Origin of the sequence: Membranihabitans marinus (genome assembly GCF_021729155.1) — a bacterium.
Taxonomy (GTDB): Bacteria; Bacteroidota; Bacteroidia; order Chitinophagales; family Saprospiraceae; genus Membranihabitans; species Membranihabitans marinus.
In genome coordinates, this window is sequence record NZ_JAJQYA010000009.1 from 65,564 (window position 1) to 84,883 (window position 19,320).

Genomic DNA, 19,320 nt, shown 5'->3' on the forward strand with positions numbered 1-19,320 from the left:
AATTAACAATTTTTAATGGGGAATAATAGCGTATCAAGGCTGATTTCTAAAGAAGAAAATCAAAATTTTAGCATCGCCTTACTCAAAGACTTGCATTGTCTTAAATATATGTTGGAAAACAACTGGTTTGAGACCGAGCCCATACGCATAGGTGCTGAACAGGAAATGGTACTCGTAGACGACTATTTCAAACCCAATCCTATTGCACCAGAAGTCCTCAAAAAATTTCATAAAAAACCATGGCTGACTTCGGAGTTGTCTAAATTCAATCTCGAAATCAACCTACAACCCCAAGAATTTCATTCCCATGCACTGTCGGCCATTGAAGCGGAAACTCGTTTACATCTCGATGAATTGCAATTGGAAATAGATAAATACCAAAGTCATATTGTACTGACCGGCATCCTGCCCACTTTGAGAAAGTACGATCTGTCCATGAAAAACCTATTCCCCAAACGCCGATATCGCTCTTTGTTATCGGCCATCAATGCACAGCGGAATAGTAGCAAAGCTTACGATTTGCGCCTGCGAGGTATAGATGAACTCGTTGTGCGTCACGACTCTCCATTGCTTGAAGCATGTAATACTAGTTTTCAAGTACACCTTCAAGTGCGGCCCAATGAATTTCGAGATATGTACAATATTGCCCAAGTTCTAACTGGCCCTACCCTGGCTATTGCAGCCAATTCCTCGGTAGTATTTGGCAGAAGACTATGGCACGAAACCCGAGTAGCTTTGTTTCAACAATCGATAGACACTAGATCTATTAAGGACCATATGAGGGAAATGAGTCCACGAGTCATCCTCGGCAAACATTGGATGAATAAGAATGTCATTGAAATTTTCCAAGAAGATATTGCGCGATTTCGCGTTTTGGTAGGAACCAAAACCATAGAAGACTCTATGGAGCTGATCAAATCAGGGAAAGTCCCCAAATTACGGGCCTTACAAGTCCACAACAGCACGATTTATCGATGGAATAGACCTTGTTACGGCATTAGCGAAACCGGTATACCCCACTTGAGAATTGAAAACCGTGTTCTCCCCGCCGGTCCTTCAGTCGTTGATGAAATTGCCAATATGGCTTTTTGGTTGGGCTCCATGGTGGGAATGAAGAACCGATATGGCGATGTTCGAAAACACATTGAGTTTGTAGATGTTCGAGATAATTTTGCAAAATCGGCCAGATATGGAATCGATAGTACATTCAACTGGTTTAAGGACAAAAAAATCAGTGCGACCGATTTAATCAAAAATGAATTGCTGCCCATAGCCCGAGAAGGATTACAAGCTCAAAATATCGACCCCCAAGACATCGACAAATTCCTGGGCATTATCGAAGAGCGAAACAATAAACATATGACAGGGGCTCGTTGGATGTTGCGCTCCTTCTCTTCCCTAAAAAACAGTGTAGACAAAGAATTAGCTCAAACAATACTGACATCCGCCATGGTCAAAAATCAAAAATCAGAGCAACCGATTCACACCTGGCCTTTTCCCTCAGCTAACGATTTCAAAATTGCCAATATGATAGCATATACCGTTTCCGAATGTATGATCACCGACATATTTACTGTGCGTCAAGATGATGTCATCGACATGGTCGCCGAAATGATGATTTGGAAACACATAAAACACGTTCCTGTCGAAGATAAAAAAGGGAACCTTGTAGGCATAGTTACCTACAAACAAATCATCGAAGCCTTCCTCAAACAAAAACACGATGGAATTCCCATCATTACCGTTGAAGACATTATGAATACTCAACCGCTGTGCACCGATCCAGAAACACCAGTTCGCGAAGCAATAGAAAAAATGGTGACCAACGAAACCGACGCCCTGGTCGTAGTCAATGAAAAGAAAGAACTCTTAGGAATGATTTCAGAGATGGAAGTCCTAGCCATGATCAATCGCTATCTAAAAGGACAGTCACCTCAAACTATTTTAGAATCTTAATATATTGTCCTCAACTCATAACAACATTAAAAGAATATCAAATCATGATTAGAAAAATTATCACACTTTTCCTTTTCATTAGCATTCATATCATTGGACTAAGTCAAGAGACCTTCCCCCGCAATGGAGCTGCCGATTATTCGAGTGGTCATGTAGCCTTTGTCAATGCCAATATTCACGATAGCCCAGGTCATATCATCGAAGGTGGTAGTATGATTATTAAAGAGGGTAAAATAGTGTCGGTCGGACAGAAATTAGATATTCCCGTCGGTGCCATTAAAGTAGACTTAAAAGGCAAACACATTTATTCTTCTTTCATCGATCTATACAGTCAATACGGTGTTCCTCCAACGCCCAAAATAAACAATCCTCCCACCGTTCAGATGAATTCTTTAAAGAAAGGTCCTGTGGGTTGGAATCAAACTATATCGCCAGAATACGCAGCAGTTAATGAATTTACCCTCGATGAAAAAGAGGCTAAAGAAAGACGGCTCAATGGATTTGGTTCCGTATTGTCTCATCGTATCGACGGAGTAGTCAGAGGTAGTGGATTTATCACTACTCTCAACAATACTCACTCTCAAACTACAGTACTCAAACCAACAACCTCCAGCCACCTATCATTCCGCAAGGGCTCAAGTCGACAGTCCTACCCCACTTCGCAAATGGGTATGATGGCCCTCATAAGACAACTCTATTTAGATGCAGAATGGTATCGCGAATATGGGTTCAAAGTAGAAACCAATCTCAGTTTATCGGCTTGGAATGAATTGCAAGATCTTCCGCAAATCTTTGAAGTATCCAACCATCAAGAAATATTACGAGCCGGCAGATTGGCTCGAGAGTACAACAAGATCTACATCATTAAGTGTAAAGGGGATACATACAAAAGGGTGGATGACATCGCAGATCTAAACATGCCATTAATTATTCCTGTCGATTTCCCAATGCCCTATGATGTGGAAGAGGTGATGAATGCAGATTTAATATCTTATCGTACGATGAAGGAATGGGAGTGGGCTCCAGCCAATTTAGCGGTGCTGGAATCACACAATATCCAATTTGCAATCACCGCTGATGGTCTCAGTAACAAAAAAGATTTTTTACCCAATATCAGAACAGCCATCGAATATGGCCTTTCCCCTCAAAAAGCCTTGGAAGCCCTAACTACTGTTCCCGCTCAATTGTTAAACGTAGATGATCAGCTCGGTGCACTAGCGCCGGGATATATCGCCAATTTTATCATCACCGATCAGGATATTTGGAACAAAAAAGCCAAAATATTAGAAAATTGGATTCAGGGGAAATATTTTCAAATCAATCCAGAATCCTCAGAATATCAAAATCAGTCCTATAAATTGACTATTGGCAACGAGGATTACCAACTCAATATCCATGACAATGGCAAAAGCGCTGATCTAATAGATGCCGACAGTATGAAAATGAAGGCCAATCTACAGACCGAACTCAACCGTTTTGATTTGATATATAAAAATCAAAACGATGAATATATAAGACTCATTGGTCAAAAATCGGGACAACAAATACAAGGTTCAGCCATAGATGCCGATGGAAGTACCCAATCTTTTACAGCTGTTCTTATTCCCAGTGATGAAAAAAAGATAGAAAAAGAAGATTCAGTCTCTATCCCTGAATTGAGTTCTATGATATATCCATTCGAAGCTTATGGCAGTCCAGAATTGCCACAAGCCCAAAAATACCTTATCAAAAACACCACGGTATGGACAAATGAAGCCAAAGGCATACTCAAAAACACCGATGTATTGATCGACAATGGGAAAATTGCCAAAATAGGCAAGATAACCAAGGCCGATAATGCCATAGTCATCGATGGTCAAAACTACCATCTCACCCCGGGCATTATTGATGAACACAGCCATATAGCTATCAACAATGGGGTCAATGAAGGGTCTCAAGCCAGTACTGCAGAAGTGAGAATCGGAGATGTCATCAATGCGGAAGACATCAATATCTATAGACAATTGGCCGGAGGTGTGACCACCTCCCAACTCCTTCACGGATCGGCCAATCCCATAGGAGGACAATCCGCCCTCATCAAACTGAGATGGGGTAAATCAGCCGAAGAATTAAAATTTAAAGGCGCAGCCCCATTTATCAAATTTGCCTTGGGAGAAAATGTAAAACAATCCAATTGGGGTGACCACCAAACCGTAAGGTTTCCACAGACCAGAATGGGGGTAGAACAAGTGTTTGAAGATTATTTCACTCAAGCAGAGACCTATCTCGCCAAGAAAAAATCCGGAGAAATTTACCGTAAAGATTTGGAACTCGAATGTCTCTCCGAAATCTTGACGGGCAACCGATTCATTACATGCCACAGCTATGTACAGAGTGAAATCAATATGTTGATGCACGTCGCAGAAAACCACAATTTCAGAGTCAATACCTTTACCCATATTCTCGAAGGTTATAAAGTAGCCGATAAAATGAAAGCCCATGGTGCTGCTGGATCAACATTCGCAGATTGGTGGGCCTATAAATATGAAGTAATCGACGCCATACCTTACAATGCCGCAATTATGAATAGTGTGGGTGTAAATACATCCATCAATTCTGACGATGCCGAAACCGCGAGAAGATTGAATGTCGAAGCGGGTAAAATGATGAAATACGGTGGTATGAATGAAGAAGAGGCATTAAAACTAGTTACTTTGAATCCAGCTAAAATGCTTCATATCGATGACAGAGTAGGTAGTATCAAGGTGGGTAAGGATGCCGATATTGTCCTTTGGTCTGGACATCCATTGAGTTATTTTTCTAGAGCAGAAAAAACCTTTATCGATGGTTGTTTGTACTTTGATAGAACCGAAAACGAAGATAGAGCTCAGATAATCAGAAAAGAAAGAGCCCAATTAATTCAACAAATGCTAAAAGCTAAAAAATCTGGCTCCAGGGTTCAACCCGTAAAGGAAAAGAAGCCTATCGAATATCACTGTGACACTATGGAAACCGAATAAACAAATCTAATCTATCAATAGCCAAATCAAATAATATGAATATTTATCAATATATTCTCATCTATACATTAACCGCACTTTCGTGGATATCGGTTGACGCACAAATACCCCCTCAACCTATTATCAAAGGATCTGTAGCCATTCAAAATGGAATCATTCATATTGGCAATGGGGAAATCATCCAAGGGGGATGCATCCTATTTGAGAATGGAAAAATAACCTATGTCGGTCAAGAGAATAGAAGTGCCGACACCGTAATCAATGCTCAATCTCACCATGTATATCCCGGACTTATAGCCATCAACACCATTATTGGATTAACGGAAATAGATGCCGTTAGGTCGACTAGGGATTTCTCAGAAATAGGAAGTATCAATCCACATATACGTTCCATCATAGCCTATAATACCGACTCCAAAATCATCCCGACTATTAGGTCCAATGGTGTTCAATTGGCAGAGATAGTACCGGCAAGTGGACGTATTACTGGTCAGTCTTCCGTAGTTCAACTAGACGGATGGAATTGGGAAGATGCAGTCTATCATTCCACCAATGGTATCCATATGCATTGGCCCAATCCCTATAGTTATTCTAAAGGAATTATCTCTCCGAACAAAAACTACATTACTGAGGTCGAAAAACTCTATCAATACCTCATAGAAGTCAACTCTTATAAAGACGACAAAGAGAAAAAAGAAAAAAACCTCAGACTGGAAGCCATGTCAATGGTATTGAAAGGGAATAAACCCTTATACATTCACGTGGATGATCAAAAAGCCATATTAGACGTTTTAGAATTTGGTAAAACCAATGAGTTAAAAGTAGTTATTGTCGGAGGGAGAGATAGTTGGAAAGTAGCCGAACAGATACGAAAATATGATGTATCCGTAGTTTTGGCCCCCACTCAGCGTTTGCCCTCTTCCGCTGATCGCGATATAGATCAACCATTTAAAACCCCATCCATACTCCAAGACCAAGAAGTCTTATGGTGTATTTCGGAGTCTGGATCTTGGGAACAACGCAATTTGGCCTTCCAAGCTGGTCAAGCTGTGGGATATGGATTAGATCAAGAAGCAGCCATCAGTGCTCTGACATTGAATACCGCCCAAATACTGGGTATTTCGGATAGGACAGGATCATTGGAAAAAGGCAAAGATGCCAATATTATTATTAGCACAGGAAATATATTAGATCCTATGTCTCAAAATATTATCTATAGCTTTATCCAAGGTCGCCCTGTAGATCTAGACAATAAACACAAACAGCTATACCGAAAATTCAAGAAAAAATACAGTCTATCGGAATCGAATTAATTTTGCGAAATAATAAAATTTAACTTCGCGTTTCAATCATGAGCTAAAGATTAATCGTTTATCTTATATGAAAATATTAATTTCTGTATGTATTACTCTATGCTGTTTTCAATGGGCTACTGCACAGCAGGACAAACCCAGTAATCGGCCCATCACTTATCCGGACTCGTCAAATGATAGTCAACTGGACTTTGATGAAATTACCATCAATGGAGAAATCGTTAAAGTGATGATCGTAGATGGCGACACCTTAATGCTGTCCGAATTTCAGGAAATTAGTGTAACCTCAAAACGAAAATTTAATTCTAGTGCAGAATACAGAAAGTATCTAATCTATCGAAAGTATGCACGAGAAGTATATCCCTACGCAGTAGAAGCTATTCAGACCTTTAAAACCGTAAACGAAGTAACCCAAGATATCGGATATTGGAAAAAGAAGAAATACGTGAGACGGGTTCAGGAGCAATTATTTAGTAAATTTGAGGATAACTTTAAAAATTTAACCAAAACACAGGGTAGAATTCTTATCCACATGATAGAAAAGGAATTGGATACCCCAATGTATTTGTTGATCAAAGACACTCGTGGCTGGGTAACCGCCAACTATTGGCAGGTATTAAGTGGGATGTTTGATTACGATTTAAAAGAGGGATATGTGGTAGGAAAAGACCCTATATTGGACCTTGTGTTAAATGATTTTGACCTAAAATTTAATGAAAAATAACCTTATGACGGAGCATTTTGAACCGATGGTAATAAAAGATTTCACCCCAATGGCCGGGACGACGCAATGGGAAAGCCCTTCCAACATTGCCCTAGTTAAATACTGGGGAAAAATGGGAAATCAAATTCCGCGAAACCCTTCCGTCAGTTTTACTTTACAAAACTGCGTCACTCGCACCCAGATCGATTGGTTTGAAAAAAAAGGCAATTCCTCTGAATTAGATTTTTATTTTGAAGGAAAGTTAAAACCTTCCTTTGGTCAAAGAATTCAAAAACTTATTGCCACCATAGCTGAACAAAATACCGTCTTAAATCAATATTCTTTTCGTATTTCTAGTACCAACACCTTTCCCCATTCATCCGGCATCGCCTCGAGTGCATCGGCCATGAGTGCATGTGCCGCTGGTATCATCGATATGCTTAGACAAATTAGAGAAGCTCAGGATTCTAATCCTTGGGACGAAGACTACTTCAAACAACAAATATCATTCTACAGTCGGCTCGGTAGTGGTAGTGCCTGTAGAAGTATTTATCCCAATGCTGCTCTTTGGGGAGAAGTATCTCCTGATCTGGGTTCCAATCTATGGGCGACCCCATTAGATCATTTATTGCACGATGATTTCAGACAGTATCAAGATGCGATTGTCATAGTAGACGATTCGACAAAATCAGTGTCCAGTACTATGGGGCATGGGCTTATGAATCAACATGTATTTAGTAAAATCCGCTTCGAAGAAGGACTGAGAAATACGGAAACCATGTTGAACATCCTTCGCACAGGAGACATTTCATCATTTATTGACATAGTAGAGCGAGAGGCCTTACAATTGCACGCCATGATGATGACATCCAATCCATCATATATTTTAATCAAGCCCAACACCTTAGCCATTATTGAAAAGATCAGACAATATCGCCAAGACAGCAATGTTCCACTCTGTTTTACTCTGGATGCTGGTCCCAATGTACATATTCTCTATCCATTCGCCTTCCGCGATAAGGTAAAGGAATTTATAGAAACTGAAATTATAGAGCTCAACCCGAAAATGAATTGGATTGCGGATGAAATGGGTTTGGGCACGAAACAGATATAAGATGAAGAAGCTAGGTATATATTTATCGCTTTCCTTTACCCTCCTCTTGGGTGGACTGCCTTTTGTGTACACTCAAAATCCGACCTCCATTCGAGTTTCCAATCCCAAATACGAACGCAAACTCAATACTTTACTCAGTTACAAACTTCCTCTGATATCGGTGGAATCTCTTCGCGAAAATCAATCCGAGGTCATTATCTTAGATACTAGGACTCAAGCCGAATACGAGATAAGCCATATTGAGGGTGCTCAGTGGATTGGTTATAAAAATTTTAATCCTCAAATATTGGCCGACCTACCGCCCTCAACCACTATTGTCACCTATTGCAGTGTGGGTTATAGAAGTGAAAAGATAGGGCTTAAACTCAAAGATATGGGATTTGAAAACGTATTCAATCTATACGGCAGTATCTTTGAATGGGTCAACTCGGGATATCCCATTGTCAATCATCAAGGCCAATCCACCTATGATATCCACACCTATAATCGATCTTGGTCACAGTGGATGACGAATCCTATTTTCCATAAAATTTACTAATTCTATGTTATGGAGAACTTATATACGAGGCTTTTCTACCTATTTGAGAATTGAACGCGGACTTTCTCAAAACTCAATTCTCGCCTATTCCAAAGATGTTGAGAAACTCGCATTGTTTGTATACAAGACTGATGGGGATATCGGTCTCCAACAACTATCTATTGATGTGATCCGATCCTTTTTAACCGGTCTACACCAAATAGGGATAGACAGCAGAAGTCAGTCCCGAATCCTAAGTGGGTTGCGCGCTTTCTTTAAATATTTATTAATAGAAGAAGTCATCGACAACGATCCGACTGAAGGCATAGAAATGCCTAAAATCAGCAAAAAGATACCTGACGTTCTATCTATTCGCGACACCAAAATTCTATTGGAAGGCATCGATCTCAGCAAACCACATGCCACGAGAAACAAAGCTATAATTGAAATCCTATACGCATGTGGATTAAGGGTAAGCGAATTGATCAACTTGCAAATCGACCATATTTTTTTAGATGTAGAGATGATTAAAGTCAGAGGTAAAAACGACAAAGAACGCCTAGTCCCCATCAGTCCTAGAGCTATCAAATACTTACATTTTTATTTAATGGAACGCAGGATATCCCCAATCTCCGAAAGTGACAAACACATTGTTTTTCTCAATCGCAGAGGCAGAAAATTGACCAGACATATGATATATCACATTATCAAGACAACGGCTACTGAAGTAGGTCTTCCCTATAAGATATCTCCCCATACCTTGAGACATTGCTTTGCCACCCACCTCATTGAAGGAGGAGCAGACTTGAGAACCGTACAAGAATTATTGGGTCATGCCTCTATTTTAACCACAGAAATATATACTCACATAAATAATGAATATCTTCGCGAAACAATTGAAAAATACCATCCATTGAATCAAAACAATGCACCAGACTAAAAACATATTAAAAAGCGCGATTTTACCATGGTTATTTGCAAGTGCAATGCTGTTATTTCAATGTGCTTCACCGGGCAGTATTCAAGGAGGGCCCAAAGACGAAAACCCACCCAGAGTGGACAGCCTTGCTTCATCGCCCAATCCTAGCCTTCGATTCGATGGTCGGGAAATCGTCCTTTATTTTAATGAATGGGTTCAACTAGAAGATCCCTATCAACAAATATTCATCAGTCCTCCCTTTACCGAAAGACCGAATTACAAACTCAAGGGAAGATCACTCATCATAGAGATCGATGAAGAAGAAGAACTCACACCCAATACCACTTACATTATCAATTTGGGTAAGGCCATAGTCGACCTCAATGAGAGCAATCCATTGCCGGACTACCAATATGTATTTTCGACGGGGGACTTCCTAGATTCTCTATCCATCAATGGAAAAGCCATAGATCAAATTACTGGAGAGCCATTGGAAAATATTAGTATGATGCTCTTTGACAATCTATCGGACACTGCCATCACTACAGTCTCGCCCTCCTATTTCGCTCGAAGCAATGCCGAAGGTGAATTTAAGTTTCAATACCTTAGACCGGGAGAATTTCAATTAATTGGCTTTTTGGACGAAAATCAAGATTTCAAATACGACGCGGATACAGAATCATTTGGTTTTTCGAATACCATTGTCAATACTTTACATCACCACGACACTACAATTACTTTGCCCATTTCTCTGGGCAGACCCCCTATCTACCTAGACGACGTAGACACTTCTTATCACGGATTGATTCAACTTACCTTTACAGAGGATGCCACTGATACGGCCATGATGTCCATTCGGACTTCTGATAGTGTGCGACTGATCCGCGACCAAAAAGTTGCAAATATTTGGTATGAAGACAGTCAACTGCCTCTGGAAGTGATTACTCGCAATACTGCTGGAATATCAGATACCATGACTGTCAACATAGTCAAACAATCTGCACCGGCATTTGAAGATATCAAAATAAGTAAACCATCGACTCCAATACTGGCCCATCAACCCATAAGACTAACCTCCACTTGGCCCATTGTGGATTTGGATGTCAACAATATAGAAATCGTAAAAAACAAAAATGAAGACGACATTCTAAGATTAGACTCTTTTCATATCGATTTCAACCAGATGGATCTCTATTATCCTTGGCAGGTAGATAGTAATTACCTCATTCAATTCCTTCCCCAATCCATAACCTTCAAAGACAGTGTAGTTCAAGATAGTCTATCTATTTCGCTCAAGCCTGTAAGTACGGAAAGTTTATCCTCTATCATCATCAACTTTTTGGTGGACAGCAGTCAGTACACTACCAATCAATGGATTGTGGAATTAATGCAAAAAGATAAACAGTTACAACGATTCATCATCAATGATCTAGAAAAACCACTGCGTATCAATCATCTAAAACCCGGAGAATACCAACTGCGATTAACCAAAGATGAAAACAAAAACGGAATCTGGGATGCTGCACGATTTTATGAGAAAAAGCAAGCTGAAGAACTTCTTAATATAGATATTGGGACAATTAGAGTAAATTGGATTCAGGAAACAGAGATAAAAATACCATGAAACTAGAAGCGAGAGATTTAAAAAAAATATACGGTAAAAGACCAGTAGTCAATGGGGTTTCTATCCAAGTAGAACAAGGTGAAATAGTAGGACTACTCGGGCCCAATGGAGCAGGTAAAACCACTACATTTTATATGACGGTAGGATTTATCAGCCCCAATGAAGGCAATGTGTATTTGGAAGATGAAGACATTACCAATTTGCCCATGTTTAAAAGAGCTCGTAAAGGAATTGGCTATCTACCACAAGAACCTTCAATCTTCAGAAAACTAAGTGTGGAAGACAATATTTTAGCCATCTTAGAACTCATGAATTACAGCAAAGCCCAACAAAGGGAAAAATTGGAATCACTAATTAGTGAATTTCGATTGGAAAAGGTTAGAAAGAATTCGGGAGATTCTTTATCTGGGGGTGAACGTCGACGAACAGAGATTGCTCGTTCCCTGGCATCCAATCCCAAATTTATCCTCCTCGATGAACCTTTTGCAGGGATTGACCCTATAGCAGTAGAGGATATTCAGTTTATCGTGGCCAAACTAAAGACAAAAAACATTGGTATTCTCATTACCGATCACAACGTACAGGAGACTTTGTCCATCACGGATAGAGCCTACTTAATGTTTGAAGGGAAGATACTTCGCGCTGGAACATCAGAGGAATTAGCCGCTGACGAATTGGTTAGAAAAGTGTATTTAGGTAAAAATTTTGAACTTAAAAGGAAGAACATTGATCCCAACTTGTAAATCGATACTCACTGGTATTTTCTGTATAGGGCTCTGCTGCAGTTGTCTAAAGACAGAGATATCTCTGCAGCCTGCCGATTATAAACTGATCGACTCTCTATACACCATGCAAAAAGATTCCTTAGCCACCGTCCTTGAAGCAGATTGTGAAGCTTTTCAAGATAGTGTACTGTCATTGTGGATAGACTCGATTAAACAAAAAAGAGAGATTGAGATTCAGCAATTGATTACCAAAGATAATCAAGATGAAAACTAGCCGACATACTTACAATATCTACAATAAGCCATGGGGTCTAATTATATTGACCTTATTGGCGTTCCATCTCACTTCTTGTAAAAGTGAGCCAGAACTGGATAGAGATACTCTTATATCCAATGAAATCAATAAAAGGCTCAACCAATTTATCCTAGCCCGTAAAACGGAATGCTACAACAACACGATGAACATGGCCATACGTCAGACCGATAGTCTGGTAAAACTAAATGCGGTAAAATACATAGAAGACGATCTCCATAGACCCGCCTTACCTGTCAAACCGCCCAAAGAATTGAGGCCAACTCCGAAGGATACCATTAAAAATCGCCCATTTCTAAAAGATAGCACAAAATCAATTCAAGCTACAGACACCATTAATTAATACAAGATTAATTTTTCGGATTGATAGAATCTTGTCCCTTTCTCAGTTACGTGCAACCAATACATTCCAGCAGGTAATTGAGGCATTTGATAATACAGAATTTCCTGACTTCCCAAGAGAGGGTATTCCTTTCTCCAAACCTGATAGCCCAAGGCATTGTACAATATCATTTCCGGTCGGTGCATGTCTTGAATTACTTTAATGGTCAATGGAACACCACCATTCCTGTTCAGCACATTGGGATGAACTTCTATCCAATTTTTGAGAATCAATGATGGTCTGACAAAGGTATTTAAGGGCACTTCCAAGCGAAATTGTTCATGACAACCTAATGAATCTGTAACCAAAACAGCAAAGGTATCTATGGGTTGATTCTCGATTTTATTGGTTGTATCTCCGGTCTCCCACTGATAAGAATAACCTCCCAGCCCTCCGGCAACCACAATCTCTATACTACCAGTGGAATCCTGACTTCCACTCCCTCTGACAATGGTATCTGTCAAGAATAAGTCGGAAAAATAAATATCCAAATGAAACACCGTATCGCAACTAAATATATTTGCTACCGTATCTACATATAAACCAGATTCAGTATATGGTTTATCTAAAAACCAGATTGTATCCCCCAAACATGCTGTAAACTCTCTATCTATATTTAAATAATGAGCTCTTTCTATGGTTAAATAATGCATAGAATCACAGCCATTTACACTGGTCAAATCGGCAAAATAAGAACCAATCGTCTTAAGGTAAGCATTGTTAAACAGTATGGAATCCCCAAAACACAACTGTACCGTATCTCGAATTAAATAATTGGGATAAACGGTAAGATTTATAGTGACTATAGAATCACAACCATTAAGGGTATTCAATGTATCTATGTATTTACCTGATTCGTACAAGATATCACCATTAAAATCATAGCCACCATCTCCGCATATTACGATATCTCTAGTTACTTGATAATTTTGAAAAATCTGTACCGTGTATTGAACTATAGAATCACAACCTCCTACAGCTTGTAGGGTATCCACATAATAAGAATTGGAATAGAAAGGTAAATCATCAATAATTATAGTGTCTCCATTACATAAGGGATAATAGACTGAAGTAATGATGGGGTCGTGGAATGATACATTGTATATCACTGTCGAATCACAGCCATTCACCGATTGCAAAAATTCCATCAATGTAGTGTCAGAATCATAATCTACACCTTGGAAACTAAAAACATCGCCTTGACATAATTTTTTGTCGATGGTAAAACTTCCTCCAGTATAAATTTCTAAATGAAATTCGACGATAGAGTCACAACCAGCATAATTCTGGAAGGTATCGATATAAATACCTGACCGGGTTAAAATAACAGAATCGGGACCAAAATATACCGTATCAGAGGGACAATGACCTTCAGAAACCAAAGTATAATCGTGTTCGGCCTCTCTTATACTTATTATATATAGACTATCACAGACCCGTATATCCGTTGACAAAACGGTGTCTCTTATTTCACTGTTTTCGCTATAGGTCTGACCTTTGTACTGGAATGATTGACCAGGACATAAATAAACCACCTCTTCATCTACTACAAGGGGACAAGTCACATCGATATCTATAGTATCACTGTACAATATAAAACCAGGGGTTCTGAAATTACTCATGCGAACACTGTATTTTCCTGCCCTACTGGGATTGGCATTGGACAACAACAGAGTATGGTTGGTATTTACATTGATTCTTTCACCATTGTGATACCAATTAAACTCTGTGGAAGAATGATTTTCATCGGTCAACAGTTCCAAGGTAAAATTATTCCCCTTGGATATGGTAAATGAGTCAAATTGAAAAGGAATATTGAATTGTGGTTGCAAAAACATAGTCTTTCCCAAATAAGAAGAATAGGGCAAGACATCAACAAAGGTGAAATAATTGTATTCTAAAAACAAAAACTCTAGATGGTCAAACAAATCAAGGGACAGAGAAATGTCCTTAAATTTATTGTTATTGAACCTGGCTTGTTTTAGACTTAACAAGTTTTCTAGGGTCGGTATTTCACCTTCAAATTCATTGTTATCGACCAATAAATAGTCCAACTCTTTAAAAATCAAATTGGGAATTTGGCCACTTAATTGATTATAGGATAGAATTAACTCTTCCAATTTGGGTAATTCTATAAATTCTTCTACATATATACTTCCTTGAACCTGATTATTGGCAATATCATATACACGAAGATTCGGCGCATTTTTTGGCCAACTAAAACTGCCTGTGAGTTGATTTTCGGAAACATCAAAAACTTCTAACTCTTCTTTATTCAAAATAGTAGGAAGTGATCCGGTAAGTTGATTTTTTGAAGCATTGAAATATTCTATATCTATCAGTTGCGTAAAGCCACCGATCTCACCGGTGAGCTTATTGTTTTCTACCAACAACCGCTTCAGTTTTGTCAACAGAGTAATATCAGAAATATCACCGCTAATATCGTTATTGGCGAACTCAAGTTGCTCCAAATTGATAAGGGACTTAAGACTAAATAGACTTCCCGATATATTGTTAAAAGTCAGATTAATAATTTTCAAATTAACTTTATTGCTATAATCTGGCAAGTCACCTTCAAACTGATTATAGGACAGATTGATTTCAATCAAATCATTGTTAATAAAAAATCCAGGCAAACTCCCTCTTATAAAATTTGAGGATAAATTAATTCGTTCTAGGTCGGGATTGGTGGTAAAATTGGGCAATGTCCCCACTAAATTGTTATTGGCCAAATTCAACACCTTCAATCTCGGTAGAACTAAGGCAGGTAAAAAACCATCGAGATTATTGTTGGGCAAATTAATTTCTTCTACGCAGCCTTCACTATTTAACTTCACCCCGTGCCATTTGGACATTGGATCATTGATATTCCAACGCTTAGTCCAATAAAGACCTTTAGTAGCCCCTAAAAAATCTAATAAGACCAAGGAATCACTTTGTCTATTGCAATCTTGAGCTAAGAGTGGTTGGAAAGAGATAAAAAAGAAGAATGAAATAAATATGACCAATTTATTCATAAGAATATAATTATTAACATTGTACAAATTAAAACTAATACTTATATAGCAAAAATCATTCCATATAGAGCATCCTCCATACAGATGAATATAACCAAGACACAACAAGATATAAAATATAGTTTCTCAATGCATTTTTACAATCGTTAATAATTCTGATTTATCACCGAAATCATTCATATCCGTTGTCTATAATAACCGTCTGCCTCCCCAAATTGAAAAAATATATCCTGTCCTACTTAGCTCCATACGTAAACAAAAATTTTCACTTAAATATATTATTAAAGATTTGAAATACACAACCTTAGAGTGACATTCAAAAGGAATAATAAGTTCCGAATTAAAATTTCTATCCATTCGTTCTATTTATATTGACATGAAGACGATAGGGGTGAATAGTAAAAACATTTTAAACACCATCATGTTATTGTAGACCGGAGACTAAAACCTGCATCCATCAATGATTCAACTACATTGTCCCTCGGAGTTATGTCCTATTTAATGTATAGGAGATCGATTGCTGAAAAAAAATATTGTAGTTTTGCACCGTCAATAAAAAGCATCGCAGTCCAGAAAAAATAAAGCATGAAAATTAGTGGATTCTCCATGGGTAAAAACACCCATAAACTATATTACCCCATGAAAGAGGCGGTATTATCAATTTTACCCATCGTTGATGAATATGTAATCGCTTTGGGAGACAGCGACGAAGACGATACAACCAGAGAAGAATTACTGGCCATAAATTCAGATAAAATCAAAATCATTGATACTGTTTGGGACATCGAGGCCTATCCATCTGGAATGGAACACGCCCATCAGACCGATATAGCGAAAGAAGCGTGTACGGGGGACTGGCTGATCCATTTGCAAGCCGATGAAATCATCCACGAACAAGATCATCAAACCATTGTAGACAAATGCCAACAGCGACTAAACAATATGGAAGTTGAAGGTTTCTTGTTTCAATACCACCATTTCTACGGCGACTACAACCATCTTGCTCATCAACATGGTTGGTATCAAAACGAGATAAGGATAATCCGAAATGACAAGGATATTCATTCTTTTTGGTCGGCACAATCTTTTAGAAGAATTCCCAATTTTGATGGGGTTAGTTATAAGACCAAGGAAGGGACACATAAGCTAAAGGTAGAAAAGATAAATGCACATATCTACCACTACGGATGGGTTCGTCCCCCCAGACTAATGCAAAATAAATCGAGAGCATTTAACAGCAATCACAAAGGGAAGTCGGTGGCCAATGCAGAATACGACGCCAAACCACCGGTATTCGATTATGGCAACATGAGCCAGTACACCCCATTTACAGGGAGTCATCCCGCAGTAATGACAGAGAGGATTAAGGAATTTGACTGGGCCGATGACTTGCATTTTGAAAAAAATTATCGTCCAAAACGCGAGAAGCTTAAGCACGAAAAGTTAAAATACAGAATATTGACTGCCATTGAGCAAAACATTTTTCAAGGCAAACATTTATTTCCATATGCCAACTGGATCGAAATAAAACCCTAGAAAATTCTAATAGAACTTCATCTAAAACAAAGCAAAACATAAAAAAATGTTTAATTTCCCTCTATGGGAAATAAGAAAATATCTCTTGTATTAAGCGGTGGCGGCTTTAAGGGTGCGTTTCAAGTAGGAGCATTGGAATACTTGATGTACAATCCTGTTTTTATAGAGAATGAAGTCATTGATATAGATCATTTCGATATTATTTCAGGAGTTTCTGTAGGCAGTCTCAATGGTGCTATGTTGGCCACTGGACAATTTGAAGTACTCAAAGACATCTGGTTTAATCAAATTTTAAATCAGGGTTCCAAAGTGATTTATCACTCCAAATACTTGGAACACGGTCTACCCAATACCGAAAAAATAATTGATGAATTAATTCCTGCCTTTGGGCTTTGGGACAAGATCCAACTCATTTTTTCGAAGAAAAAACAAGGGGAGTTTTTACAAAGAATTCAAGAAAACATTCTTGCTTTAGAGAGTTTCGCAGACAATAGTCCATTGCGATCCATTTTAGATCAATACATTTCTCAAGACAAATTTGTAGATGTACAATATAAAATAGGCTTTGTATCGCTGAGGGATGGCAATTACAAATCGCTTGGCCAGGAGGAATTCCCCAACGATGTAGAATTGCGTAAAGCCATATTAGCTTCCTCCACCATCCCAACAATATGGCCTCCTGTACCAGCTATTCGAACCCAAAAAGATGAATTTTATTTTGACAATGTAGACGGAGGTATTCGCAACGTAAGTCCTCTAAAGGACGTGATTGATGCCATCAATGCTCGCCCCAACGTAGGATCGGAGGAACACTATATCATTGTAATCAATTGTAGCACTCAACATTTACCCGTTATTCCCGCCAATCCCAGTCTGGTAGAAATAGCTGTACGGTCAATGTTAGATATTACTTATTCCGAAATTTTCAAAAACGATTTAGAGCAATTTATATGGATCAACAATATGTTAAAAGCTCAAAATCTCCAACAGCTCAAGATAAAAAACAAGACTTATCGCCGTTTTAAAATTAAGATAATTCAACCGAGTTATTCTATTGGCGGCACATTGGACACCGATCCTCAAGTCATTTTAAAATGGCGTGAAATGGGTTATGAAATGGCGGAAAAAGAAACCAGCAGTACCGATTGGAATGCTTAATATGAATTACATTTACGACATACTCTTGTGATATTAAACAACAACATATGAAAAATTTACAATATCCCATAGGAAGATTTCAATTTCAACCCCAAGAAAAGCTTTCTAATTATTTACAGTCCTTGACTTCATTGCCCAATAGCATAAAAAACATTATTAATGACTTTACAGAAGATGATTGGGCTATAACTTACCGTCCCGGAGGATGGAATGGTCGACAACTCGTCCATCATATAGCCGACAGTCATATGAACTCTTTTATCCGATTCAAGCTGGCTCTTACCGAAGAAAGACCCACTATCCGCCCCTATTATGAAGATCGCTGGGCATTGTTGGCCGATGTGAGCGCTGTCCACCCTATGGAATCTCTTCAGATTTTAACGGCATTACACAATCGCTGGACCATTCTTATCGAATCACTATCCCCAGAAGATCTTAATAAATCATTTTATCACCCGGGTGATGAAAAATGGGTTACGCTATTGGAAAACACGGCTTTTTATGCATGGCATTGCGATCACCACTTAGCCCATCTAAAACTGATTGACGATAAAAGAAAGAATCAATAGAATCGGATTTTCCGTCTTAAGAATACTATTATCTAACCTTGATCTACAGATCCAAGATTTGCATTACAGCCCATTTATAGCCCTTAAGCCCCATACCGATGACTATGCCATCGCAGACTGAGCTAAGGTAGGAATGGTGTCTAAAGCTTTCTCTTTTATGAATATTGCTAATATGTACCTCCATTTTGGGGATTTCCATATTGGCCAATGCATCGTGTATGGCTACTGAGGTATGAGTATACGCTCCCGCATTGATCACTAATCCATCCATGTCGGCTGCGGACTCCTGTATTTTATCGATTATAGCCCCTTCACTATTGGATTGAAAATAATGGAGGATGGCTGATTCTGAAAAAATAGTTTCCAATTCACTAAAATACGAGGCAAAGGTAGTGCTGCCATATATATGAGGCTGTCTCGTGCCCAATAAATTGAGATTTGGGCCATTGATGATTAAGATATTTTTCAAATCTTC

The 19,320-nt window shown here is 38.7% G+C and carries 16 protein-coding genes; 14 read left to right on the forward strand and 2 right to left on the reverse strand.

Annotated elements, in window-relative coordinates:
• The first annotated feature begins 15 nt into the window (after nt 1–15).
• From LVD51_RS07905 to LVD51_RS07955, 11 genes are all read left to right on the forward strand, one after another.
• Nucleotides 16–1,956, forward strand: a complete 1,941-nt coding sequence (locus tag LVD51_RS07905; protein WP_236970673.1) for a CBS domain-containing protein — start codon at nt 16–18, stop codon at nt 1,954–1,956.
• A gap of 44 nt (nt 1,957–2,000) precedes the next feature.
• Nucleotides 2,001–4,955 (forward strand): amidohydrolase family protein, encoded by a 2,955-nt coding sequence (locus LVD51_RS07910; protein WP_236970674.1) that lies wholly within the window; start codon nt 2,001–2,003, stop codon nt 4,953–4,955.
• Nucleotides 4,956–4,990: 35 nt separating this feature from the next.
• Nucleotides 4,991–6,268 (forward strand): amidohydrolase family protein, encoded by a 1,278-nt coding sequence (locus LVD51_RS07915; protein WP_236970675.1) that lies wholly within the window; start codon nt 4,991–4,993, stop codon nt 6,266–6,268.
• 67 nt (nt 6,269–6,335) lie between these two features.
• Complete coding sequence (locus LVD51_RS07920; RefSeq protein WP_236970676.1) at nt 6,336–6,992, forward strand: DUF4294 domain-containing protein; 657 nt, start codon at nt 6,336–6,338, stop codon at nt 6,990–6,992.
• Nucleotides 6,982–8,085 carry a diphosphomevalonate/mevalonate 3,5-bisphosphate decarboxylase family protein gene (locus tag LVD51_RS07925; RefSeq protein ID WP_236970677.1) on the forward strand — a complete coding sequence of 368 codons (1,104 nt, stop codon included), beginning with the start codon at nt 6,982–6,984 and terminating at the stop codon, nt 8,083–8,085. The genes LVD51_RS07920 and LVD51_RS07925 overlap by 11 nt, the downstream gene beginning before the upstream one ends.
• 1 nt (nt 8,086) lies before the next feature.
• Nucleotides 8,087–8,623 carry a rhodanese-like domain-containing protein gene (locus LVD51_RS07930; RefSeq protein ID WP_236970678.1) on the forward strand — a complete coding sequence of 179 codons (537 nt, stop codon included), beginning with the start codon at nt 8,087–8,089 and terminating at the stop codon, nt 8,621–8,623.
• A gap of 4 nt (nt 8,624–8,627) precedes the next feature.
• Nucleotides 8,628–9,542: a site-specific tyrosine recombinase/integron integrase gene (xerA, locus tag LVD51_RS07935; protein ID WP_236970679.1), complete on the forward strand. Its 915-nt coding sequence runs from the start codon at nt 8,628–8,630 to the stop codon at nt 9,540–9,542.
• Nucleotides 9,543–9,588: 46 nt separating this feature from the next.
• Nucleotides 9,589–11,145, forward strand: a complete 1,557-nt coding sequence (locus LVD51_RS07940; protein WP_236970680.1) for an Ig-like domain-containing protein — start codon at nt 9,589–9,591, stop codon at nt 11,143–11,145.
• On the forward strand, nt 11,142–11,888 hold the full coding sequence (gene lptB, locus LVD51_RS07945; RefSeq protein ID WP_236970681.1) for an LPS export ABC transporter ATP-binding protein: 747 nt from the start codon (nt 11,142–11,144) through the stop codon (nt 11,886–11,888). The genes LVD51_RS07940 and lptB overlap by 4 nt, the downstream gene beginning before the upstream one ends.
• The gene (locus LVD51_RS07950) at nt 11,872–12,144 is read left to right on the forward strand and encodes a hypothetical protein (RefSeq protein WP_236970682.1); all 273 of its coding nucleotides are present in this window, start codon (nt 11,872–11,874) and stop codon (nt 12,142–12,144) included. Before lptB ends, LVD51_RS07950 begins: the two co-directional genes overlap by 17 nt.
• Nucleotides 12,134–12,526 carry a hypothetical protein gene (locus tag LVD51_RS07955; protein WP_236970683.1) on the forward strand — a complete coding sequence of 131 codons (393 nt, stop codon included), beginning with the start codon at nt 12,134–12,136 and terminating at the stop codon, nt 12,524–12,526. The genes LVD51_RS07950 and LVD51_RS07955 overlap by 11 nt, the downstream gene beginning before the upstream one ends.
• Here LVD51_RS07955 and LVD51_RS07960 read toward each other — a convergent pair.
• Nucleotides 12,523–15,582, reverse strand: a complete 3,060-nt coding sequence (locus tag LVD51_RS07960) for a hypothetical protein (RefSeq protein ID WP_236970684.1) — start codon at nt 15,580–15,582, stop codon at nt 12,523–12,525. The genes LVD51_RS07955 and LVD51_RS07960 overlap by 4 nt on opposite strands.
• A 585-nt stretch (nt 15,583–16,167) precedes the next feature.
• On the opposite strand from LVD51_RS07960, the gene LVD51_RS07965 reads away from it, so the two are divergent.
• The 3 genes from LVD51_RS07965 (at nt 16,168) to LVD51_RS07975 (ending at nt 18,845) form a co-directional block, all read left to right on the forward strand.
• Entirely contained in the window at nt 16,168–17,118 is a 951-nt protein-coding gene (locus LVD51_RS07965; RefSeq protein WP_236970685.1) for a glycosyltransferase family protein, read from the forward strand.
• 63 nt (nt 17,119–17,181) lie between these two features.
• A complete protein-coding gene (locus tag LVD51_RS07970; RefSeq protein WP_236970686.1) occupies nt 17,182–18,276 on the forward strand; it encodes a patatin-like phospholipase family protein in 1,095 nt (364 codons plus the stop codon).
• Nucleotides 18,277–18,323: 47 nt separating this feature from the next.
• A complete protein-coding gene (locus LVD51_RS07975) occupies nt 18,324–18,845 on the forward strand; it encodes a YfiT family bacillithiol transferase (RefSeq protein ID WP_236970687.1) in 522 nt (173 codons plus the stop codon).
• Nucleotides 18,846–18,888: 43 nt separating this feature from the next.
• Here the strand turns inward: LVD51_RS07975 and aroQ are convergent, their stop codons facing one another.
• Nucleotides 18,889–19,314, reverse strand: a complete 426-nt coding sequence (aroQ, locus tag LVD51_RS07980; RefSeq protein ID WP_236970688.1) for a type II 3-dehydroquinate dehydratase — start codon at nt 19,312–19,314, stop codon at nt 18,889–18,891.
• Nucleotides 19,315–19,320: the final 6 nt, after the last annotated feature.